This is a genomic window from Streptomyces atratus (assembly GCF_900119365.1).
GTDB lineage: Bacteria > Actinomycetota > Actinomycetes > Streptomycetales > Streptomycetaceae > Streptomyces > Streptomyces atratus_B.
On the sequence record NZ_FPJO01000005.1, the window covers coordinates 17,043 to 38,558 of the forward strand.

General features: G+C 71.6%; 17 protein-coding genes and 1 pseudogene. 9 read left to right on the forward strand and 9 right to left on the reverse strand.

Annotated elements, in window-relative coordinates; translation table 11 throughout:
• Window positions 1-163 precede the first annotated feature (163 nt).
• The 3 genes from BT364_RS10960 to idi all read left to right on the forward strand — a co-directional run bounded on the left by BT364_RS10960 (window position 164) and on the right by idi (window position 3,325).
• A complete protein-coding gene (locus tag BT364_RS10960) occupies window positions 164-1,105 on the forward strand; it encodes a cation diffusion facilitator family transporter (protein WP_072484959.1) in 942 nt (313 codons plus the stop codon).
• Between the two features lie 210 nt (window positions 1,106-1,315).
• Window positions 1,316-2,584, forward strand: coding sequence for a bifunctional class I SAM-dependent methyltransferase/N-acetyltransferase (locus BT364_RS10965; RefSeq protein ID WP_072484960.1), 1,269 nt, complete (start codon window positions 1,316-1,318; stop codon window positions 2,582-2,584).
• A 147-nt stretch (window positions 2,585-2,731) separates the two neighbouring features.
• The gene (gene idi, locus BT364_RS10970) at window positions 2,732-3,325 is read left to right on the forward strand and encodes an isopentenyl-diphosphate Delta-isomerase (protein ID WP_072484961.1); all 594 of its coding nucleotides are present in this window, start codon (window positions 2,732-2,734) and stop codon (window positions 3,323-3,325) included.
• A gap of 39 nt (window positions 3,326-3,364) precedes the next feature.
• Here idi and BT364_RS10975 read toward each other — a convergent pair whose 3' ends face one another.
• Together BT364_RS10975 and BT364_RS10980 are read right to left on the reverse strand one after the other, a co-directional pair.
• Window positions 3,365-3,820 carry an ATP-binding protein gene (locus BT364_RS10975; protein ID WP_072484962.1) on the reverse strand — a complete coding sequence of 152 codons (456 nt, stop codon included), beginning with the start codon at window positions 3,818-3,820 and terminating at the stop codon, window positions 3,365-3,367.
• Between the two features lie 135 nt (window positions 3,821-3,955).
• On the reverse strand, window positions 3,956-4,579 hold the full coding sequence (locus BT364_RS10980; RefSeq protein ID WP_072484963.1) for an HdeD family acid-resistance protein: 624 nt from the start codon (window positions 4,577-4,579) through the stop codon (window positions 3,956-3,958).
• Window positions 4,580-4,659: 80 nt separating this feature from the next.
• Between BT364_RS10980 and BT364_RS10985 the strand changes: the two genes are divergently transcribed.
• Complete coding sequence (locus BT364_RS10985) at window positions 4,660-5,412, forward strand: enoyl-CoA hydratase/isomerase family protein (RefSeq protein ID WP_072484964.1); 753 nt, start codon at window positions 4,660-4,662, stop codon at window positions 5,410-5,412.
• Window positions 5,413-5,423: 11 nt separating this feature from the next.
• Here the strand turns inward: BT364_RS10985 and BT364_RS10990 are convergent, their stop codons facing one another.
• Complete coding sequence (locus BT364_RS10990) at window positions 5,424-6,059, reverse strand: DJ-1/PfpI family protein (RefSeq protein ID WP_072484965.1); 636 nt, start codon at window positions 6,057-6,059, stop codon at window positions 5,424-5,426.
• A 52-nt stretch (window positions 6,060-6,111) separates the two neighbouring features.
• Window positions 6,112-7,074, reverse strand: a complete 963-nt coding sequence (locus BT364_RS10995; RefSeq protein WP_072484966.1) for a GlxA family transcriptional regulator — start codon at window positions 7,072-7,074, stop codon at window positions 6,112-6,114.
• 133 nt (window positions 7,075-7,207) lie between these two features.
• Between BT364_RS10995 and BT364_RS11000 the strand changes: the two genes are divergently transcribed.
• Both BT364_RS11000 and BT364_RS11005 read left to right on the forward strand, forming a co-directional pair.
• Complete coding sequence (locus BT364_RS11000) at window positions 7,208-8,071, forward strand: SCO6745 family protein (protein ID WP_072484967.1); 864 nt, start codon at window positions 7,208-7,210, stop codon at window positions 8,069-8,071.
• A gap of 147 nt (window positions 8,072-8,218) precedes the next feature.
• Window positions 8,219-10,630, forward strand: a complete 2,412-nt coding sequence (locus tag BT364_RS11005) for a Tex family protein (RefSeq protein WP_072484968.1) — start codon at window positions 8,219-8,221, stop codon at window positions 10,628-10,630.
• A 196-nt stretch (window positions 10,631-10,826) separates the two neighbouring features.
• Here BT364_RS11005 and BT364_RS11010 read toward each other — a convergent pair whose 3' ends face one another.
• The 3 genes and pseudogenes from BT364_RS11010 to BT364_RS11025 all read right to left on the reverse strand — a co-directional run bounded on the left by BT364_RS11010 (window position 10,827) and on the right by BT364_RS11025 (window position 15,603).
• Window positions 10,827-12,464 carry an ABC-F family ATP-binding cassette domain-containing protein gene (locus BT364_RS11010; protein ID WP_072484969.1) on the reverse strand — a complete coding sequence of 546 codons (1,638 nt, stop codon included), beginning with the start codon at window positions 12,462-12,464 and terminating at the stop codon, window positions 10,827-10,829.
• A gap of 74 nt (window positions 12,465-12,538) precedes the next feature.
• Window positions 12,539-13,553, reverse strand: a pseudogene (locus BT364_RS11015) (BCCT family transporter); the annotation flags it as partial.
• 55 nt (window positions 13,554-13,608) lie between these two features.
• On the reverse strand, window positions 13,609-15,603 hold the full coding sequence (locus BT364_RS11025; RefSeq protein ID WP_072484972.1) for a Xaa-Pro dipeptidyl-peptidase: 1,995 nt from the start codon (window positions 15,601-15,603) through the stop codon (window positions 13,609-13,611).
• Between the two features lie 212 nt (window positions 15,604-15,815).
• On the opposite strand from BT364_RS11025, the gene BT364_RS11030 reads away from it, so the two are divergent.
• Together BT364_RS11030 and BT364_RS11035 are read left to right on the forward strand one after the other, a co-directional pair.
• Complete coding sequence (locus tag BT364_RS11030; RefSeq protein ID WP_072484973.1) at window positions 15,816-17,309, forward strand: M1 family metallopeptidase; 1,494 nt, start codon at window positions 15,816-15,818, stop codon at window positions 17,307-17,309.
• Between the two features lie 146 nt (window positions 17,310-17,455).
• On the forward strand, window positions 17,456-18,505 hold the full coding sequence (locus BT364_RS11035; RefSeq protein WP_072484974.1) for a LacI family DNA-binding transcriptional regulator: 1,050 nt from the start codon (window positions 17,456-17,458) through the stop codon (window positions 18,503-18,505).
• Here BT364_RS11035 and BT364_RS11040 read toward each other — a convergent pair.
• Window positions 18,502-19,392, reverse strand: coding sequence for an oxygenase MpaB family protein (locus tag BT364_RS11040; protein ID WP_072484975.1), 891 nt, complete (start codon window positions 19,390-19,392; stop codon window positions 18,502-18,504). The two genes, BT364_RS11035 and BT364_RS11040, sit on opposite strands and share 4 nt — an antisense overlap.
• A 294-nt stretch (window positions 19,393-19,686) precedes the next feature.
• Between BT364_RS11040 and BT364_RS11045 the strand changes: the two genes are divergently transcribed.
• The gene (locus tag BT364_RS11045) at window positions 19,687-20,661 is read left to right on the forward strand and encodes an oxygenase MpaB family protein (protein WP_072484976.1); all 975 of its coding nucleotides are present in this window, start codon (window positions 19,687-19,689) and stop codon (window positions 20,659-20,661) included.
• Here BT364_RS11045 and BT364_RS11050 read toward each other — a convergent pair.
• Window positions 20,579-21,211 carry a TetR/AcrR family transcriptional regulator gene (locus tag BT364_RS11050; protein ID WP_072484977.1) on the reverse strand — a complete coding sequence of 211 codons (633 nt, stop codon included), beginning with the start codon at window positions 21,209-21,211 and terminating at the stop codon, window positions 20,579-20,581. The two genes, BT364_RS11045 and BT364_RS11050, sit on opposite strands and share 83 nt — an antisense overlap.
• Window positions 21,212-21,516 lie beyond the last annotated feature (305 nt).

Consider the following 21,516-nt stretch of genomic DNA (forward strand, 5'->3'; position numbering starts at 1 on the left):
TCCCAGCCCTCGCGCCACCGCCCCGACCTGCAAGCATTTCCGCAGGTCAGAGCATATGACAACGGTGTTCAGTACCGTGTTGCCGGATACCCCCCACCCGTAGTTGACTGGCAGTGCCCGGGCCGACCGCGCCCGGGACCGCGAGACGACGGAGGCGTTCCCCATGGGGGCAGGGCACGACCACGGGCACACACACGGCGGGCCGCCGCCCACCGGCACGGCAGCCGCCGCGCACAAGGGACGGCTGCGGATCGCGCTCGGCATCACACTCACCGTGATGGTCGTGGAGATCGTCGGCGGTGTGCTCGCCGACTCTCTGGCACTGATCGCCGACGCGGCCCATATGGCGACCGACGCGCTCGGCCTGGGCATGGCGCTGCTGGCGATCCATTTCGCCAACCGGCCGGCCGGGCTGAACCGCACCTTCGGCTACGCCCGTGCCGAGATCCTCGCCGCGCTCGCCAACTGTCTGCTGCTGCTCGGCGTGGGCGGCTTCCTGCTCTTCGAGGCCGTCGAGCGCTTCATCACCCCGGCCGAGACCAGGGGTGGGCTGACGATCGCCTTCGCCCTGGTCGGCATGGTCGCCAACATGATTTCCCTGTCGCTGCTGATGCGCGGGCAGAAGGACAGCCTCAATGTGCGCGGCGCCTATCTGGAGGTGCTCGCGGACACGCTCGGCTCGTTCGCGGTGCTGATCTCGGCGGGGATCATCCTGGCCACCGGCTGGCAGGCCGCCGACCCGATCGCCTCGCTGGTCATCGGCCTGATGATCGTCCCCCGGACCGTGAAGCTGCTCAGGGAGACGCTCAATGTGCTGCTGGAGTCGGCGCCCAAGGGGGTCGACATGGGTGAGGTACGGGCCCACATCACCGCACTGCCCGGCGTGCTGGACGTACACGACCTGCACGCCTGGACGATCACCTCGGGAATGCCGGTGCTCTCCGCCCATGTGGTGGTGCGCCAGGACATGCTCGACTCGATCGGGCACGAGAAGCTCCTCCACGAGCTGCAGGGCTGCCTGGGCGTCCACTTCGACGTGGAGCACTGCACCTTCCAGCTGGAGCCGAGCGGCCATGCCGAGCACGAGGCCAGGCTCTGCCGCTGAGATCCCCGTCCGGCGGGGCCGTGTAGGGTCTTCGCAGAGGCGTTCGGCCTCCCCATGTGCGAGAGAGGAGCTGAGGTTGATGACCGTCGCGACGGCGCCTGCCCGGCGCAGCATCCGGTCCTTCCTCATCTCCCGGGTTCTCGGCTAGCACCCCGACTCGCACCGGGTCGACACGTTGGCCGGAGCCCTCGTACATCAAGGGTTCCCACGTTGACCGACAACGACCACGCCGTCCGTACCGAGGCGTTCTTCTCCCTGCACCACGGCCTGCCCCGGCAGAGCCCCGGCTCCGACGCCACCGCCCGGCGGCTGCTGGAGCTCACCGGCCCGTTGCCGCGCCGTCCGCGCGTCCTGGACCTGGGCTGCGGGCCCGGCCGGGCCGCGCTGCTCCTCGCCGCCGAGGCCGGCGCCGAGGTGACCGCCGTCGACCTCCACCAGCCGTTCCTCGACGAACTGCGCGAGGGGGCCGACGCCCGCGGGCTCGGCAACCGCGTCCGTACGGTCCGGGCCGACATGGCAGAGCTGTCCGGCCCCGATTTCCCCGACGGGTCGTTCGACCTCGTCTGGGCCGAGGGGTCGGCGTACATCATCGGTTTCGACACCGCCCTGCGTGACTGGAAGCGGCTGCTCGCCCCGGGCGGTTCCCTGGTCGTCAGCGAGTGCGTCTGGACGACGGACGCGCCGACGGCCCAGGCGCGCGCCTTCTGGGAGCAGGAGACGTCGATGCGCCCCGTGGCGGGCAACACGGCGGCGGCCGTGGCGGCCGGCTACCACGTCCTCGGGGCGCTGGTGCAGCCCGACAGCGACTGGGACGAGTACTACGTCCCGCTCGCCGAGCGCGTCGAGACCGCTGACGCGTCGGCCCCCGGAATGGCGTGGGCGCTCGCGGCAACCCGCGAGGAGCTGGCCATGCGGCGCGACCACGGCACGGAGTACGGCTACGCCTGCTACGTGCTGCGCCCCGCCGACCCGCGCTGGACGACCCGTCCGGAGACGGCGGCGGACGCGGCGGCCGTGCACGCGCTCAACGCCGCCGCCTTCCCGACGCCGGACGAGGCCGCTCTCGTCGACGCGCTGCGCGCCGACCCGGCGGCCTGGCTGCCCGGCCTCTCCCAGGTCGCGACGGACGGCCCGGACGGGGACGTCACGGCGTACGCCCTGCTGACCCGGTGCCGGGTCGGGGACGCTCCGGCGCTCGCGCTGGCCCCGGTGGCGACGGCCCCGGAGCACCAGCGCCGGGGGGCGGGGCAGGAGGTGGTGCGGGCGGTGCTCGACGCGGCAAGGCTGCGCGGCGAGTCACTCGTCCTGGTGCTCGGTCATCCCGAGTACTACCCGAAGTTCGGCTTCGTACCGGCGTCGCGGTACGGGATCCGGCCGGGCTTCGACGTCCCGGACGAGGCGATGATGGCCCTGGTGCTGGACGAATCCGCGCCGGTGCCGCAGGGCACGATCCATTACCCGGCCGCCTTCGGCGTCTGACGCACCGTCCGCTCCCGCCGCGCCTCGTGGTGCGGCGGGACCGGACATGCCAGACCCCGAGGTGCGGACAAGCGGCTTTTGTACGGCAGACTTGACCGGAATCGACGGGACCGGCGCACCGGGCCGGGACCATAGCGAAGGATGGGTATGCCGACCACACCAGCCACCGCGGCGCACAGCTCGTCGAACGGCACAGCAGAAGCGATCATGCTCGAACTGGTCGATGAGAACGGCACCACCATCGGCACGGCGGAGAAGCTCGCCGCCCACCAGCCGCCCGGTCAGCTGCACCGCGCCTTCTCGGTCTTCCTCTTCGACGAGCAGGGCAGGCTGCTGCTCCAGCGCCGTGCGCTCGGCAAGTACCACTCCCCCGGTGTCTGGTCGAACACCTGCTGCGGCCACCCCTACCCCGGTGAGGCGCCCTTCGCCGCCGCCGCCCGGCGCACCTATGAGGAGCTGGGGATCTCGCCCTCCCTGCTGGCCGAGGCGGGCACGGTCCGCTACAACCACCCCGACCCGGCCTCCGGTCTGGTGGAGCAGGAGTTCAACCACCTCTTCGTGGGAATGGCGCAGGAGCGGCCGGCCCCGGACCCGGAGGAGGTCGGTGAGACCGCCTTCGTGACGGCCGAGGAGCTCGCGGAGCGTCATGCCCGGTCGCCGTTCTCGGCCTGGTTCATGACGGTGCTGGATGCCGCGCGTCCGGCGATCAGGGAGCTGACCGGGCCGTCCGCCGGCTGGTGACGGGCGGGCGGCACCGGGCGCGCCGGCGGATGCCGGTGGTCAGGGCCGCGGGCTCAACGGCAGCGCCGCCCAGATGATCTTTCCGCCGCCTGCGGTGTGCTCCACATCGCAGGCTCCGCCCGCTTCCCGGGTGATCTCCCGGACCAGCAGCAGACCGCGCCCGCCGGTCTGCGCGTAGTCCGTCTCCAGGGCCGTCGGACGGTAGGGATGGTTGTCCTCGACGGACACCCTGATCCACTCCTCGCCCACGGCCACCTCGACGGCGAGCTCCGGCGAGAGCAGCGCGGCATGCTTCACCGCGTTGGTGACCAGCTCGGAGACGATCAGCAGCAGTCCCTCGGCGACGTCCTCGTCCAGCGGCACGCCCTGGCGCTTCAGCAGATCGCGCACCGCGTGCCGGGCCTGCGGTACGGAGACGTCCACGGCCGGGGCGGTGAACCGCCAGACTCCCTCGTACGACACGGGCCGGGCCGGGACACTCCCGCGGCTCTCCATAGTCCGGTACCCGCTCTCCGCTCGATGGTGACTGCACGTCGAGTACAGAGTGCGGGGCGTAGTCGGCCCCGGCCGGGTCACTGCACAGAATTCGACTTCTATCGACATGTTCTGACCGGACAGGACACGAAAGACTCAATCATTGGACCGCTTCTGCTCATCTCGCGGGGGTGAGTCGGGAAGCTCTCCGGTCACCCTCTGTTCCGAGACCATCGAGACGATGCGGCGGCCGCCCACGCCCATCGCGATCAGGCCGAGCCCGTCGAAGAGCAGCGCCAGCGAGAAGAAGAGACCCAGTACGTAAAGGCTGCTGTGCGGCCAGTCGAAGAGCACCAGCAGCCCCAGCAGCAGGCCGAACGCTCCTTGCAGCAGCGTCCAGCCGAACTGCGGGCCGCGCACCACGACGCTGCCCACCAGGCGGAACACCCCGCCGGTCAGGAAGAGCAGCGCGGCGAACATGGTCAGCGCCTCCGCGGTGCCGTGCGGGTGGCGGATGACGACGATTCCGGCGGCGATGTTCAGCGCGGCCACCACGACGCCCAGCCAGAAGTAGTCGCTGCCGCGGGAGTCGATGGCGTGCAGCAGTCCGACGATGCCGCCGATCAGCAGCAGCCAGCCGAACAGGAGCATCGAGGTCAGCGTCGCGACGCCGGTGTAGACGAGGCCGACGAGGCCGGCCACGACGAGCAGGGCACCGAGCAGGGCGAGCCAGCCGAAGCTGCGGCTCAGTCTCCTGCCCTCGGTTGCGGGATCTGCCACGGGAAGCTCCTCACGGTGCGTGCCTGGTCGGATACCCCTTCTTGATCATAGGTTCGAACGGTACGGATAGCATCCGGCGCATGGACCGTACGGAACCCGGACTGGAGCACGCCGTCGCGGACGGCGTCGCCACCGTCGTCATCAGCAACCCCGCCAAACGCAATGCGATGACGGCCGCGATGTGGCGCGCGCTGCCCGGCCTGCTGGAGCGGCTGGCGGCCGATCCCGCGGTCCGGGTGCTGGTGCTGACCGGTGCCGGGGACACCTTCTGCGCGGGTGCGGACATCTCCTCGCTGCGGGACCCGGCGGGCGATCCGCAAGCGCTCGCCGTGGCGGCCGAGGAGGCGCTGGCCGCGTTCCCCGAACCGACGCTCGCGGCGATCCGGGGCTACTGCGTGGGCGGCGGCAGCCAGCTGGCGGCCGCCTGCGATCTGCGGTTCGCGGAGGAGGGTGCGTCCTTCGGTGTCACCCCGGCCAAGCTCGGCATCGTGTACGCCGCGTCGTCGACCCGGCGGCTGGTGGCGCTGACCGGCCCGGCCACGGCGAAGCATCTGCTGTTCTCCGGCGAGCTGATCGACACCGCGCGGGCGCTGCGCACCGGCCTGGTCGACGAGGTGCTGCCGGCCGGTGGGCTGGACAAGCGGGTCGAGGCGTACGCGGCGACCCTGGCGGCCCGCTCGCAGCTGACGCAGGCGGCGGCGAAGGAGTTCGCCGCCGGGCGCGAGGACCGGGACGCGTACTGGGCGGAGCAGGCGCGCGGCAGCGGCGACACCGCCGAGGGTGTCGCCGCCTTCCTGGAGCGGCGCGCGCCGCGCTTCACCTGGACGGCCTGACCGCCCGCGCCCTACTGGAGGAGGTAGTGGCGCTGGGCACGGAACCGCTCGACCATGGCCGCCGGGGCCTTCTCCGGCGAGCCCGCGTCGTACGGCGGCTGCGGGTCGTACTCGGTCAGCAGCTGTACGGCCAGGGCGTGTTCGTCGCCCGAGATCCGGCCCGCCAGGGTGAGCCCCATGTCGATGCCGGACGAGACGCCCGCCGCGGTGACGTACTTCCCGTCGATGACGACGCGCTCGCCGGTCGGCTCGGCGCCGAGCTCCTTCAGCACGTCCAGCAGGAGCCAGTGCGAGGTGGCGCGCCGGCCCGTCAGCAGTCCGGCCGCGGCGAGCAGCAGCGAACCGGTGCAGACGGAGGTGGTCCAGGTGCTGGTGGCATCTGCGGCGCGCAGCCAGCCGAGCAGTGCCTCGTTCTCCATCTGGTCACGCTGACCGGGGCCGCCGGGCACGACCACCACGTCCGGTGCCGGTACCTCGGCGAAGGTCCTGTCGGCGACGAGCGAGAGGGTGCCGGTGTCATTGCCCACCGGCCCGGTCCGTTCGGCGACGAACACGGTCTCGGCGCCGGGGGTGCGGGCGAGCATTTCGTGGGGGCCCACCGCGTCGAGTGCGGTGAAGCGGTCGAAGAGGACGATGGCGATCTGCATGGGTTCCCTTTCTCGGTCCAGCGGTCGAGCGGTCCGGCGAGCGACCGGCCGGTCAGTCGGTGGCGGGTCGGGTGCGGAAGCGGCGGCGGTACTCGGCGGGGGCGGTGCCCAGCGCCTTGACGAACGCGCGGCGCATCGCCTCCGTCGTGCCGTAGCCGCAGGCGCGGGAGATACCAGTGACACCGTCGGTGGAGTCCTCCAGCAGCCTGCGGGCCTGTTCGAGGCGTACGCGGTCGACGTAACGGCCCGGCGTGAGGCCCGTCTCAGCCTGGAAGGCACGCGCGAAATGACGGGGCGACAGACGGGCCCGGGCGGCGAGCGCCTCGACGCAGAGGTCCTCGCCGGGGTTCTCGGTGATCCAGTGCTGGACCTCGCGCAGCGGTTCGCGCCGGGCGGTCTGGGCGGTGAGCTGGGCGCTGAACTGGGCCTGGTTGCCGGGCCTGCGCAGAAAGACCACCAGGTGCCGGGCGATGCTGAGCGCGATGTCCCTGCCGTGGTCCTCCTCGACGAGCGCGAGCGCCAGGTCGATTCCGGCGGTGACCCCGGCGGAGGTGGCCAGCCGGCCGTCGCGGACGAAGATCGGGTCCGGGTCGACCTCGACGGCCGGGTGGTTGCGGGCGAGGTGGTCGCAGAGCGTCCAGTGCGTGGTCACCCGGTGCCCGTCGAGCAGTCCGGCCCCGGCGAGCAGCAGCACGCCCGTGCAGACGGAGACGAGCCGTTCGGCCCGCGGGGCGTGTGCCCGCAGCCAGTCGACGAGCGCCGAGTCCGGGGCGCGGGTGCCCTCGCCGCCGGGGACGAGCAGGGTGTGGGGTGGTTCGGCGTCGGCCAGGGCGCCGTCCGGGACGAGGACGAGGCCGCTGCTGGTGCGGACCGGGGCGCCGTCGAGCGAGGCGGTGCGCAGTGCGTATCCGGCGCCGGGGAAGTGGGAGGCCCCGGCGAAGACCTCCACCGGCCCGGTGACATCCAGGCTCTGGACGCCGTCGTAGAGGACGACGAGTACGGATCGCTGCGCCATGGCTGTCATCCTGGTCGGCCCCGCATATGGCCGCAATGACGAAGAACCCACCTTTTCTGCCACGGCGGGGCCGCCGCGCTCTTGATGCCGCCCGAGGCTACCGGACGTACCGACCGGTCGGTAATGTGCCGCCATGAGTACTCTGCCGCCTCGCGCCGGACGCCACTGTCACAACGCCATCAACCCGCTGCACTCGACGGTCTACTTCTCCCCCGGCCTCGGCAAGGAGCTCGGGGAGCTCGGCATCGACGACTCGAACGCCGCCTACTTCGCCGCGCGTTCGGCGGCGATGGGTGCTGTCGGACCGGGCACGGTCACCGCGACGTTCTACAACTTCAACCACGACCTGGTGGCCCGGCATCTGCCCGCCGTGTGGTCCGTCGCCTCGCCGCAGGCGGTCCTGGACGCCCGGCTGCGCGCCGCCGACACCACCCTGCGGCGGCTGCTGGGCGAGGAGATCATCGCCTCCCCGGAACTGGCCGAGGCGGCGGAACTCGCGCTGCGCGCGGCCCAGGGGTGCACCCGACACGCCCGGCCGCTCTACGCCGCCCATGCCGATCTCCCGGTGCCGAAGGAGCCGCATCTGGCGTACTGGCACGCCGGCGCACTGCTGCGGGAGCACCGCGGCGACGGCCATCTCGCCGCGCTCATGACCGCCGGGCTCGACCCGCTGGAGGCCCTGGTCAGCCACACGGCGACCGGCAAGGGGATGAACCCGCGCTGGGTGCTCGCCACCCGTGGCTGGCAGCGCGACGACTGGGACGCGGCGTGCGAGCGGCTGCGCGGGCGCGGACTCCTGGACGCCGAGGGCGAGTTGACGGAGGCGGGCGTCGCGCTCCGGGCGGAGCTGGAGGAGGCCACGGACCGGATGGACGCGGCCCCGTACGAGCACCTGGGCGCGGAGGGCGTGGAGCGGCTGACCGAGCTGGCGCGCGGGTTCCTGTTCACGGCGGCGTCGGCGGGCGCGTTCCCGGACGATCTCATGGGCAAGGGCTGAGCCGCCGTCCGGCCCGGTCCGGACGAGAGGCCTCGGGGGTGGCCGGGCGACACGGCGCCCGGCCACCCGGCACAATGCAGGCGAAGGGGCCCTGCCCCGGCATGCACAGCCAGTAGAGCCAGTACGAGAAGGCGAGTCGGTAGAACCGTGACGACGTCCATCGAAGGCAGGATCGCCGAGGAGCTCGGCGTACGCGAACGGCAGGTGAAGGCGGCCGTCGAGCTGCTCGACGGCGGGTCGACCGTGCCGTTCATCGCGCGCTACCGCAAGGAAGCGACCGAGATGCTCGACGACGCGCAGCTGCGCACGTTGGAGGAGCGGCTGCGGTATCTGCGGGAGCTGGAGGACCGCCGGGCGGCGATCCTCGACTCGGTACGCGAGCAGGGCAAGCTGGACGAGGCGCTGGAGGCGCAGATCCGGGCCGCCGACACCAAGGCCCGCCTCGAGGACATCTATCTGCCGTTCAAGCCCAAGCGGCGCACCAAGGCGCAGATCGCCCGGGAGGCCGGGCTCGAACCGCTCGCCGACGGCCTGCTCGGTGACCCGTCGGTCGAGCCCCTCGCAGCTGCCGCCGCCTTCGTGGACGCCGGCAAGGGCGTCGCGGACGGTGCGGCGGCGCTTGAGGGTGCCCGTGCCATCCTCACCGAGCGGTTCTCCGAGGACGCCGATCTGATCGGTGAGCTGCGTGAGCGCATGTGGTCGCGCGGGCGGCTGGCCGCCAAGGTGCGGGACGGCAAGGAGGAGGCGGGCTCGAAGTTCGCCGACTACTTCGACTTCGCCGAACCGTTCACCGCACTGCCCTCGCACCGGGTGCTCGCGATGCTCCGGGGCGAGAAGGAGGACGTGCTCGATCTGGTCCTGGAGCCGGAGGAGCCCTCCGAGGCGCCCGGCCCCTCGACGTACGAGAACATGGTCGCCCGGCGCTTCGGGGTGGCCGACCGCGGCCGCCCCGGCGACAAGTGGCTCGGCGACACCGTGCGCTGGGCCTGGCGGACCCGGATCCTGGTGCACCTGGGCATCGATCTGCGGCTGCGGCTGCGCACGGCGGCGGAGGACGAGGCGGTACGCGTCTTCGCGTCGAACCTGCGCGATCTGCTGCTCGCCGCCCCGGCCGGGACCCGGGCCACGCTCGGGCTCGACCCCGGTTTCCGTACGGGTGTGAAGGTCGCCGTCGTCGACGCGACCGGCAAGGTCGTCGCGACGGATGTCATCCATCCGCACGTCCCGGCGAACAAGTGGGACCAGTCGCTGGCCACGCTGGAGCGGCTGGCGAAGGCCCACGACGTCGACCTGATCGCGATCGGCAACGGTACGGCGTCCCGGGAGACCGACAAGCTCGCCGGTGAACTCATCGACAAGCACCCGGAGTTGAAGCTCACCAAGGTGATGGTGTCCGAGGCGGGCGCGTCCGTGTACTCGGCGTCGGCCTTCGCCTCGCAGGAACTCCCCGACATGGACGTGTCGTTGCGCGGCGCCGTCTCCATCGCGCGGCGGCTGCAGGACCCGCTCGCCGAGCTGGTGAAGATCGACCCGAAGTCGATCGGCGTCGGGCAGTACCAGCACGACCTGTCCGAGGTGAAGCTGTCGCGCTCGCTGGACGCGGTCGTCGAGGACTGCGTCAACGGTGTCGGTGTCGACGTCAACACCGCCTCCGCGCCGCTGCTTTCGCGGGTGTCGGGGATCGGCTCGGGGCTCGCCGAGAACATCGTCGCGCACCGCGACGCCAACGGCCCCTTCCGGTCCCGCAAGGCACTCAAGGACGTGGCACGGCTGGGTCCGAAGGCGTACGAGCAGTGCGCGGGCTTCCTGCGCATCCGGGGCGACGATCCGCTGGACGCGTCGAGCGTGCACCCGGAGGCGTATCCGGTGGTGCGGGCGATGGTGAAGCGGACCGGCGGCGACGTCGCCTCGCTCATCGGCAACACGGGGGTACTGCGGTCGCTGCGGGCCGACGACTTCGTGGACGAGAAGTTCGGTCTGCCGACGGTCACCGACATCCTGAAGGAGCTGGAGAAGCCGGGGCGCGACCCGCGGCCCGCGTTCAAGACGGCCGCCTTCAAGGAGGGCGTCGAGAAGATCGGTGATCTGGCGTCCGGAATGGTGCTGGAGGGTGTCGTCACCAATGTCGCGGCGTTCGGCGCGTTCGTGGACATCGGTGTGCACCAGGACGGCCTGGTGCACGTGTCGGCGATGTCGCGGACGTTCGTGAAGGACCCGAGGGATGTCGTGAAGCCGGGCGACATCGTGAAGGTCAAGGTCATGGACGTCGACGTGCCGCGCAAGCGGATCTCGTTGACGCTGCGGCTGGACGACGAGGCGGCGGCCGGCGCGGGCTCCCAGGGCGGCGGCCCGAGGCGTGAGCGGGGCGAGCGCGGCGGCCAGGGCGGCCGGCCTCCGCGGCAGCGTCAGGGGCAGGGCGGCCAGGACCGCGACCGGCGCGGTGGCGGTGGTGGCTCCGCCCGTCCGGCACCGGCGCCGGTGAACAGCGCGATGGCCGACGCCCTGCGGCGGGCCGGGCTGGCGGACCCTGACCAGGGCGGTCGCAACAGGAAGCGGTAAGCAGGACCACTGAGCGGGGAGGGGCCACGCCTGCGGCGGGCCCCGCCCCGGTTCAGCACCCGGCGACAGCGGCACAACTCCCCCACAGGCACCGGCCCTTCACGGCATTCACCAAGAATTCCCCATATCGGTATACCAAATGGGTAGGGTCCCGAGACGCGAAAATTTTGGCATACCAGACCGGAGCGGCCCGGGCTCAGATCTCCGTCACCCTTCCCTCCGCCACCTCGACACGCCGCGTCGTCCGTACGGCTTCCAGCATGCGCCGGTCGTGCGTGACCAGCAGCAGCGTGCCCGGGTACGACTCCAGGGCCGATTCCAGCTGCTCGATCGCGGGCAGATCGAGGTGGTTCGTGGGCTCGTCGAGCACCAGGAGGTTGACGCCCCGGCCCTGAAGCAGGGCGAGCGCCGCCCGGGTGCGCTCACCCGGGGAGAGCGTCGTGGCGGGGCGCATCACATGGTCGGCGCGCAGGCCGAACTTGGCGAGCAGCGTGCGCACTTCGGCCGGTTCGGTGTCGGGCACGGCCGCGCAGAACGCCTCCAGGAGCGACTCCGAGCCGTGGAAGAGCTTGCGGGCCTGGTCGACCTCGCCGACCACCACGCCCGAGCCGAGCGCCGCATGGCCGGAGTCGAGCGGGAGGCGGCCGAGGAGTGCGGCGAGGAGGGTGGACTTGCCCGCCCCGTTGGCGCCGGTGATGGCGACCCGGTCCGCCCAGTCGATCTGCAGCGATGCCGGGCCGAAGGCGAAGTCGCCGCGTACGGCCCGCGCTTCGCGCAAGGTGGCCACGACCGAGCCGGAGCGGGGTGCGGCGGCGATCTCCATCCGCAGTTCCCATTCCTTGCGCGGTTCGTCGACGACATCGAGCCGTTCGATCATGCGCTGGGTCTGCCGGGCCTTGGCGGCCTGCTTCTCGCTCGACTCGCTGCGGAACTTGCGGCCGATCTTGTCGGAGTCCGTGGCCTTGCGGCGGGCGTTCTTGACGCCCTTGTCCATCCAGGAGCGCTGCATCTGGGCGCGCCCTTCGAGGGAGGCGCGCTTGTCGGCGTACTCCTCGTACTCCTCGCGGGCGTGCCTGCGGGCGCGCTCGCGCTCCTCCAGATAGGCCGCGTATCCGCCGCCGAACAGGTTGATCTGCTGCTGGGCCAGGTCCAGTTCGAGGACCTTGGTGACCGTGCGCATCAGGAATTCGCGGTCGTGGCTGATGACCACCGTGCCCGCGCGGAGCCCCGAGACATAGCGCTCCAGCCGCTCCAGGCCGTCCAGATCGAGGTCGTTGGTGGGCTCGTCCAGCAGGAAGACGTCGTAGCGGGACAGGAGGAGGGAGGCCAGGCCGGCGCGGGCGGCCTGGCCTCCGGAGAGCGCGGTCATCGGCAGGTCGAGGCCGACGGTCAGCCCGAGTTCGGCCGCGACCTCCTCGGCGCGCTCGTCCAGGTCCGCGCCGCCGAGGGCCAGCCAGCGTTCCAGTGTCTCGGAGTACGCGTCGTCCGCGCCCGGCGCCCCGTCGACGAGGCCCTGCGTCGCCGCGTCCATCGCGGCCTGGGCGTCGGCGACACCGGTGCGGCGGGCCAGGAACTCCCGCACGGTCTCCCCCGCGCGCCGTTCCGGCTCCTGCGGGAGGTGGCCGACGGTGGCGGTGGGCGGGGAGAGCCGCAGTTCGCCCTCCTCCGGCCGGTCGAGTCCGGCGAGGAGCCGGAGCAGGGACGATTTTCCGGCCCCGTTGACTCCGACGAGACCGATCACGTCGCCGGGCGCGACGACGAGGTCGAGTCCGGCGAAGAGTGTGCGGTCGCCGTGTCCGGCGGCGAGGTCCTTGGCGACGAGAGTGGCAGTCATCAGGGTGTCGATCCTAGGGCCTGTCCGGCCTCGGTCCGCCGGACAGGTCCTGATCGGCGCCGGGGCAGGAGCTCTCAGCCGTCGCCCGGAGGGCCCGCCGGGGCCGAGGTGTCCGGTGGCGGGTCGTGGCCCTCGTGGAGTCCGGTGGTGACCCGGCTGCCGCCCGGACCGATCCGGATCTCGAAGTCGCCGGCGTACTTCGCGTGCCCCTCGATGACCGCGGACTCGACCGCTTCGACGCCGAACTCGCGCCGTACGATCAGCGGGTCCTGGCGCAGATCCCGCATCAGCGCCACGCACATGCCGATCGTGACGAGGGCCGTGGGGATCGGGAACTCCTGGAGCACTCCGAAGAGCTGTGCCTCCTGGGTGACGGCGTTGCCGAGCCTGCCGGCCTGCTGCAGATCGATCGCCGTGCCGCCGAAGATCGCGAACCAGACCAGGCTGACCGCGCTGGGCACCAGGATGACTCCGCCGATGAACTGCCGGATCGTCCGGCCGCGGCTGATCCGGGCGATGAACATGCCGACGAAGGGCGTCCAGGAGATCCACCAGGCCCAGTAGAAGACGGTCCAGTTGCCGAGCCACTCGGCCACGTCGCCCTTGCCGGTCGCCTCGGTGCGGCCGGCGAGCTGGGCGAGGTTGCCGAAGTAGGCGGCGATCGAGGTGGGCAGCAGGTCGAGCACGATGATGGTGGGGCCGGCGGCGAAGACGAAGACGGCGAGGATCAGGGCGAGCACCATGTAGGTGTTGGAGAGCCACTGGATGCCCTTCTCCACACCGGAGACCGCCGAGGCGACGAAGGCCACGGTCGGTGCGGCGGTGATCAGGACCAGGAGTCCGGTGCCGGTCTTCTCCTTACCAGTGCAGCTCATGGAAGCCGCTGCCGATCTGGAGGGCGCCGAGTCCCGGTGAAGCGGCGGAGCCGAAGAGGGTCGCGAAGATGGCGAGGATGTCGATCAGCCGGCCGAGACCGCCGTGGGCGCGCCGGGATCCGATGAGTGGCTCGAAGACGGCGCGCCTTTCACGGAAGCAGCTATTTCGCTCTCCGTAGGCGGTACCACACGCAACGCTCGCCTCCGAGGACCAACAAGCGGTGCGAAGGGCCCCTCTGAGGAAGGACCCTTCGCGGCCGGGCGAGCCGTTACGGGTGGCCGCCGCCCGGGACACGAGCGGCGGGCCGCGGCGGCGTCACGCCCTGGACGTCGTCCGCCCGGGGCACGGCCGTCGCGGAGGCGGAACCCGTGGTGGCCCGTACGAAGGCTCCGGTGCCGCCGACGAACGGCAGCTTCGCGGAGGTGCGGGCCAGGTCGAGGCCGAGTGTGGGGGTGGAGTCGGGCGGGTCGATGAGGTCGCGGTCGGTGCCGGCGACGATCAGGGCCAGGCGGTGTCCGGCCGGGACGACGTGGTCGGTGGCCGCCAGGTCGATGGTGATGGTGACGGCCCGGCCCGGGGTGAGCGGGCGGCCCTGCCCGGGGGAGGCGTACGTACCGAGGTCGGCCCAGCCGCGGCTGACCACGGTCCGGTCGACGGTGGTGGTCCTGGCCCTGGTCTCCTTGAAGCAGGAGCTGTCCCCGGTGGTGCTCGCGCCCCAGCAGCTGCGGGTGGTGAGGGTGGTGATGCCCTCACCGGACGAGCCGTAGTCGCGGATGGTGTCGGGGCCGATGTCCACGAGGACCGCGGAGAGGTGGGCGGTCGAGGTGGTCGGGGTGGCGGTGACGGTCACCGCGGAGGATCCGGAGAGCCTGAGGTCGGCGGTGAGCGGCGCGGTACGGAATCCGGCCTTGGCGCTCGTGGTCCGGTCCAGGTCGGCGGCCCACTCCGTCTCGCTCTGTGCCGGGTCGTCGGTGAACGTCTCGGTGGTGCCGGGGCGGGCCGGCCGCAGGGACAGGGTGCCGACGCCCGGCGCGCTCCCGGCACCGGGGCGCACGGTGGTGGCGTGGGTGGTGCGGGGCGGCCAGATCCGGTCGGTGGACCACTGGTCGGGGTGGCGTTCGATGTCGGCCATCGGTTCGCGGTCGATGCCGTTGTCGTAGCCGAGGAGATAGTGGTCGAACCAACGGTGCAGCGTGTCGACCCATTCGGCGCGTCGATGGTCGAACGGGTCGACGTGGCCGGTCTGGGAGAGCCAGATCTTGCGCTCCACGCCCCGGTCGGCGAGCGCGTCCCACCACTGGCCGAGGTGCTTGGTACGGACGTTGAGGTCCTGCATGCCGTGGACGGCGAAGACGCTGGCGCGCACCTTGCGGGCGTCCTTCACGTAGTCGCGCCCGCTCCACAGCTTCGACCAGTCGCCGGTGCGCGGCGCCCCGTCGACGAGCCGCTGCTGGACGGCGGCGCAGCGTCCGCGCGCCTCGGGGCTCTCCACATGGCCGGAGAGCCATTCGGGGCCGCTGTCGTAGAGCGGCGCGCCCTGTGCGAAGTAGTAGTCGTACCAGGAGGAGATGGCGCCGATCGGCACGATGGTCCGCAGCCCGTCCACGCCGGTCGCGGCGACACCGTTGGCGATGGTGCCGTCGTAGCTCTTGCCGATCATTCCGGTGCGGCCGTTGGACCAGCCGGCCGTGGCGCGGGCGTTGCCGGTGCGGGTGGTGTAGCCGCGGGCGCGGCCGTTCAGCCAGTCGATCACGGCCTTGGCGGACTGCACGTCCAAGCGGCCTCCGACGTCGACGCAGCCGTCGGAGCGATTGGTACCGGCCAGATCGACGGCGACGAAGGCGTAGCCGCGCGGCACGAAGTAGTTGTCGTAGTGGAGCGGGAACTGTACGGGGCGGCCGTCGGCGTCGTACGTCTTGAGCTGGCTCTCGTTGCCGCGTCCGCAGCAGGAGTAGTACGGGCTGGCGTCCATGATCACGGGGATCTTCCGGCCCTGCCGGGCGGGTTCGCGCGGCCTCACGATGTCGACGGCGACGCGGTCGCTCCGCCCGTCCGCGTCGCCGTCGAGTCCGGTGTCGACCCAGACCGATTCACGGACGGCGTTCTCGTACGAGTAGACGGGTCTGCTCTCCGTCGGCAGCTCCTTCCCGGGGCTCGCGCCCTGCGCACCTGCCGGTGGGAGCAGGACGGCCGTCAGGGCGGCGACGGCCGCCACCACCAGCGATCTGTACCTCGGACGGAGGCCTCGCGCACGATTCGGCATGGGCGGAAGGTACCCCGGTCAACTCCCCGGCGACAGAGGGCGATCAGTGGCGCATATGGCCTGATCACGATGCAAATGCGTACTGCCGCAGTGGCGGCCGAATGGCGATCGTGTGACAGCTGCGGCCATGGACACGACTGATGCCGTGGTCGCTGAATAGTGTCGACGTGACGGTTCGAAAGATCATTCGCCCCGACCACTTGGAGCATTCCGTGCACCGCAGACTCATCGTCCCGAGCGCACTCGCGGCCTCCCTGCTGCTGGCGGTCCCGGCCTCGGCCGCCGAAGGCACCGTGGGCGCCCCGGGCGTCGGCGACCCCTACTACCCGGCCAGTGGCAACGGCGGCTACGACGTGTCCCACTACGACTTGCGACTGAAGTACCAGCCCTCGACCGATCTGCTGGAGGGCACGGCGACGATCCTCGCCACGACCACCCAGGAACTCTCCCGCTTCAACCTGGACTTCGGGCTGAATGTCTCCGAGGTACGGGTGAACGGCAAGAAGGCCGGCCATGTGAAGAACGGTGAGCAGGAGCTGGAGATCACCCCGGCGGCCCCGCTGGCGAAGGGCAAGGCCGTCTCGGTGGTCGTGCGGTACGCCGGAAAGCCCTCCGAGGTGGAGATCAACGGCTGGACGTCCTGGGTCCGCACCCCGGACGGCGCGGTGGCCGCCCAGGAACCGGAGTCGGCCGCGTGGTGGTTCCCCAGCAACGACCACCCGCTGGACAAGGCGACGTACGACATCTCCGTGTCCGTCCCGGACGGCACCCAGGCGATCAGCAACGGCACGCTGCAGTCGCAGAGTTCGAAGCTCGGCTGGACCCGCTTCAACTGGCGTTCCAGCAAGCCGCAGGCGACGTACCTGACGACGCTGGCGGTCGGGAAGTTCGACATCACCACGGACACCACGTCGGACGGGCTGCCGGTCGTCAACGCGTACAGCAAGGACCTCGGCGCAAACGCGGGGGCGGCACGCGCCAGCATCGAGCGGAGCGCCGAGGTCGCCGAGTGGCTGACGGAGGTCTTCGGGCCGTACCCCTTCGACGCGCTGGGCGGGTACTCCCCCAATGTGACGAGCGGCTTCGCTCTGGAGACCCAGACCCGGCCGTTCTACAGCCCGAAGCAGTTCGCGAACGGTGCGAACGTCTCGGTCGTCGTCCATGAACTGGCGCACCAGTGGTACGGCGACAGCGTGTCCCTCAAGGGCTGGAAGGACATCTGGATCAACGAGGGCTTCGCCCGCTACAGCCAGTGGCTGTGGTCGGAGAAGGAGGGCGAGGGAACCGCGCAGGAGCTGGCGGACTACACCTACGCGCTGCACCCCGCCGACGACGCCTTCTGGAAGGTGAAGCCCGGAGACCCGGGCCCCGACAACCAGTTCGGCGCAGCCGTCTACGACCGGGGCGCGCTGGCGCTCCAGGCGCTGCGCAACGAGCTGGGCGACGAGACGTTCTTCGCGCTGCTGAAGGGCTGGCCCGCGGAGCACGCGTACGGGAACGCGAGCGTGAGCGACTTCGTCGCCTACGCGGAGCGGGTCTCGGGCAAGCCGCTCGCCGCCTTCTTCGACACCTGGCTGTTCCGGCCGACGCGGCCCGAGGCCCCGGCGGCGGCCGGGACACACGCCCTGCACGCCACCGGGCAGCCCGCGCGGCCCGCCTCCTGGAAGAAGATCGCCGCGACGGACTCCGTGCACGACCATCGCTGACCGGTCCGGGCACCGCTGCCCTTTCCCCTGGTGGGGGCGGTGGTGCCCAGCGGCGGGCCGGCGGCGCCGGTTAGGCTGACGGCGTCGGTGCTGTCCGGCCGGCCCGGCCGTTTCCGGCCCGATCCCGCGTGTACGAGGAGCGTCCCTTGCCCGGTCCGTCCCACGATTCCGCTCGCGATGCCCGCCCCACACTGGAGGCCGTGGCGGCCCGCGCCGGGGTCTCCCGGGCGACGGTCTCCCGGGTGGTGAACGGCGGGGCGGGGGTGCGCAAGCCGCTCGTGGACCAGGTGCGCAAGGCGGTCGAGGAGCTCGGATACGTACCGAACCACGCCGCCCGGACCCTGGTCACCCGGCGCAACGGCGCAGTCGCCGTGATCATCGACGAGCCGGAGTTCCGGATCTTCTCCGACCCGTTCTTCTCCCAGCAGATCCGTGGCATCAGCCGCGAACTTACCTTGCACGACTCCCAGTTGGTGCTGCTTCTGGTGGAGGGCAGCGGCGACTTCGACCGGATCGCCCGCTATCTGGCCGGCGGCCATGTGGACGGGGTGCTGGCCTTCTCGCTGCACACCGACGACGAACTCCCCGCGATCATCCGCAGGTTCCGGGTGCCCACGGTCTACGGCGGCCGTCCGGGCCGGCCCGGCGCCGCGTCCGAACTGGCCGTCCCGTACGTCGACTGCGACAACCGGGGCGGCGCGGCCGAGGCCGTGCGCCATCTCGTCGCCCTGGGCCGGCGGCGGATCGCGCACATCGCCGGGCCGCGCGACCAGACCTCGGCCCTCGACCGCATCGACGGCTACCGCGATGTGCTGCCCGACGTCGATCCGACCCTGCTGGCGGACGGCGACTTCACCGTCGAGGGTGGCGCGCGGGCGATGGCGGAACTCCTCGACCGCCACCCCGGTCTGGACGCGGTCTTCACCGCCAACGATCTGATGGCCTCGGGCGCCCTGCGGGTGCTGCGCGAGCGCGGTCGCGGGGTGCCGGACGAGGTGGCCCTGGTCGGCTTCGACAACATGGTGTCGATAGCCGAGGCCACCGAGCCTCCGCTGACGACGGTCCGTCAGGATGTGGAAGGAATGGGCCGGTTGATGGTGCGGATGCTGATGAGCCGCCTCAACGGCGAGGCCGGGGGCGACGAGCAGGCATCGGTGATCACGCCGACCGAGCTGGTCCGCCGGGCTTCCGCCTAGGCCCTGAGCCCTCCCCCGCGCCGGACGGCCGCGCGACGGGCCGCCCGGGCCCTGCGCGCGTACGGCAGATAGCGCAGCCGCTCGGGGAGCACCGGCACCACGCGCCGCACCACCCCGCAGAACCGCCGCAGTGCGCGCTCCTGCTCGTCCGTCCACTCCAGCCCGATCGCCTCGCGTGCCTCCGGCGGCATCAGCCCGATGGTGACGAACCGCCGGAACCGGGCCAGCGGCGGGAGCAGCACCGGCCACAACACCTTCAGCAGCAGCCTGAGCGGCAGCGGCCCGCGGTCCGGCGGCGGTACGGGACGATCGGTGGCGATCAGGTCCTCGACGACCGCGGTCGCCTCGATCTCCTCGGCGAGCACCTTGCGGAAGTACGGCCAGAACTCCTCGATCGTCTGCGGCATGTCCCGGTCGTGGATGCCGAGGATCCTGCCGACCTGGAGCCACTCCCGGTACAGCGCCCGCTCCTGTGCCCCGGTGAGCGGCCGGACGAGATAGCGCGCGCCGTGCTGGTAGACCGGGAACCCGGTGGCGTGCACCCACGCGTAGTTCGCGGGCGACAGCGCATGGTAGCGGCGCCCCCGGGTGTCGGTGCCCTGGATGGTGCGGTGCAGGCGCCGCAGTCTGCGCCCCTCCTCGGCCGCCTCCTCACCCCCGTACACCCAGAGCTGGAGCGAGCGCAGGGACCTCTCGCCGCGCCCCCAGGGGTCCGTGCGGAAGACGGAGTGCTCGTCGACGCCGGCGCCGACCGCCGGGTGGGCGACCTGGAGGGTGAGCGCGGCGGGCAGCATCAGCAGGGCCCGGATGTCACCCGAGAGGCTCCAGAGCACACCGCCGGGCGGCGGCGGTACGGGGTCGGCGCCTCTGGCCGGTTCGCTGCTCATACGGTGCTCCCGACGGTCGGCGGGTGCACGGTCCGGCGCCCGGCCCCCTTTGTGATCCAGTATGCGAGCGCTTCGGAAGTCATGCGCACCGGCCCCCGCTGCACCTCGTCGTATGCCCGGTCGTCGGCGGTGTTGACGGGACTCGTGAAACATGTCGATAGTATTTGTAACTTTGACTCCCGGACCGGACGGCCCCTCACATTCCTTGCACAGAAGGCGAGTTGGCCGGTCACGCAGCGACAACCCACAGGAGCGGCCCCGCAGGGAGTCGGTAACCGGACAGGAGGGCGCACCATGGGCCGATACAGCCGCCTGCACGAGATACGCCGGATGGATCCGGCGCGCGACTACGCCGAGATCCTTCGGCTCATCTCTCAGTACGAGTTCCCCTGGGACTACCGGCAGGGGGTGAGTGTCGCCTTCCTCCGGGACTACGGCGTTCCCCGGATCTCCGTGCTCCTCGACCGGACCCAGGAGTTCGAACGGGCCGGGCAGAAGCGGTACGACGACACGATGCTGATCGGGTACGAGATGGCCGCCGACGGCTTCGACTCGGAGCGCGGGCGGGCGGCCGCGCGTCATCTCAACCGGATCCACGGCAAGTACAGGATCGCGGACGACGACTTCCGCTATGTCCTCGCGACCACGGTCGTGGGGCCGAAGCGCTGGATCGACCGGTTCGGCTGGCGTCCCCTGTGCGCCCAGGAGGTCCAGGCGCTGGTGGAGGCCGGCCGGAAGACGGCGGCGATGATGGGCATCGAGGGGGCGCCCGACACGTACGAGGGGTTCGAGCGGTTTCTCGACTCCTACGAGGAGCGGATGTTCGCGTACGACCCGGCGAACCGGCGGGTCGCGAACGCCACGTTCCGCGTGATCGCGAGCTGGTATCCGCGTCCGTTACGGCCCCTGGTGGCGAGATTCGCTCTCGGGCTGCTGGACGAGCCGCTGCTGGCGGCGCTGGGCTTCCGGCCGCAGCCGCGGTGGGTGCGGGCCTCGGCGTCGGCGGCCCTGCGCCTGCGCGCACAGTGTGTCCGCAGGCTGCCGGCCCGGCCACGCAGGTTTCCCGCGCGCCCGCGGCCCCGTTCGTACCCCTTCGGCTGGCGGCTCGACGACCTCGGTCCGCACTGGGCCCGCAACCGCCCCGTGGAACCCCTGCCCGACGAGAGGGACGGCCACGCCGGTGGATCTACCCGGCGGCGAGCAGCGGCACCAGATAGCGGCGGGCGAACTCCCGCACCTGGGTGTCGTCGTCCAGCTCGAAACAGCTGACGGGGTTGAGGAGGAAGGAGACGGTGATCCGCACCATCAGTTCGGCGACCGGAGTCGGATCACTCGCCGCCCGGCCCTCCGCGCGCCGGGCGTCACGCAGCCGGTCGGCGAGGTACTCGCGGATGGCGAGGAAGGCCGGTCCGCTCTCCAGGGTCAGGAACGGCAGCATCGTCTCGGGCTCCAGTCTCAGCAGACCGCCGATGAGCGGATGCTCGCGGATGTGCCGGAGCACCGCGGCGAAGCCCTCGACGAGCCGATCCTCCGTCGTGGGCAGCGCGGCCACGGCATCGTCCACCTCCACGACGAAGCGGCGGTACTCGCGCAGCAGACAGGCGGAGACGAGGCTGTCCTTGTTGCCGATCCGCCGGTACACGGTCACCCGCGAGACCCTGGCGCGCTTGGCGACGTCGTCGACGGTGGAGCGGCGCAGCCCGAAGGTCATGAACTGCTCGCGCGCGGCGTCCAGGATCTGCTCGCTCAGCGCGTCGGAGGGCGGCGTCGCGCGGAGCGCCAGGGCCAGCCGTGTCTCGTCGGTGCTCCGTGCCGTCATGGGCCCTCTCCCGTTCCGCCGCGTCCACCCCACCATAGAAGTCGATACGGAGTGACCCACCCCATGGCTCCGTATCTCTGCATCCCCGCACCTCTGTATCGACGCGGGCAGGGGCGCCCACCTGGCTCCGGTGGGTACCCCTGCCTTCGGTGCGGTGGGTACTGCTCGCAGGTCCCGGCGAACGTCCCGCAGGTCACCACATCGGTGGCCGCCGCGGTCGTGTCCAGCCAGACGACGCGCCGGCCGTCGCCGAGCGACGGGGCCGGCTGGGAGCCGGAGGAGCAGGAGACACGGGTGAAGTTGTC

What these genes read in the sequence shown, in the direction of transcription:
- BT364_RS10960 (WP_072484959.1), top strand. Translation starts at nt 164, where the DNA reads ATGGGGGCAGGGCACGACCACGGGCACACACACGGCGGGCCGCCGCCC.
- idi (WP_072484961.1), top strand. Translation starts at nt 2,732, where the DNA reads ATGCCGACCACACCAGCCACCGCGGCGCACAGCTCGTCGAACGGCACA.
- BT364_RS10975 (WP_072484962.1), bottom strand. Translation starts at nt 3,820, where the DNA reads ATGGAGAGCCGCGGGAGTGTCCCGGCCCGGCCCGTGTCGTACGAGGGA.
- BT364_RS10985 (WP_072484964.1), top strand. Translation starts at nt 4,660, where the DNA reads ATGGACCGTACGGAACCCGGACTGGAGCACGCCGTCGCGGACGGCGTC.
- BT364_RS10990 (WP_072484965.1), bottom strand. Translation starts at nt 6,059, where the DNA reads ATGCAGATCGCCATCGTCCTCTTCGACCGCTTCACCGCACTCGACGCG.
- BT364_RS10995 (WP_072484966.1), bottom strand. Translation starts at nt 7,074, where the DNA reads ATGGCGCAGCGATCCGTACTCGTCGTCCTCTACGACGGCGTCCAGAGC.
- BT364_RS11000 (WP_072484967.1), top strand. Translation starts at nt 7,208, where the DNA reads ATGAGTACTCTGCCGCCTCGCGCCGGACGCCACTGTCACAACGCCATC.
- BT364_RS11010 (WP_072484969.1), bottom strand. Translation starts at nt 12,464, where the DNA reads ATGACTGCCACTCTCGTCGCCAAGGACCTCGCCGCCGGACACGGCGAC.
- BT364_RS11025 (WP_072484972.1), bottom strand. Translation starts at nt 15,603, where the DNA reads ATGCCGAATCGTGCGCGAGGCCTCCGTCCGAGGTACAGATCGCTGGTG.
- BT364_RS11040 (WP_072484975.1), bottom strand. Translation starts at nt 19,392, where the DNA reads ATGAGCAGCGAACCGGCCAGAGGCGCCGACCCCGTACCGCCGCCGCCC.
- BT364_RS11045 (WP_072484976.1), top strand. Translation starts at nt 19,687, where the DNA reads ATGGGCCGATACAGCCGCCTGCACGAGATACGCCGGATGGATCCGGCG.
- BT364_RS11050 (WP_072484977.1), bottom strand. Translation starts at nt 21,211, where the DNA reads ATGACGGCACGGAGCACCGACGAGACACGGCTGGCCCTGGCGCTCCGC.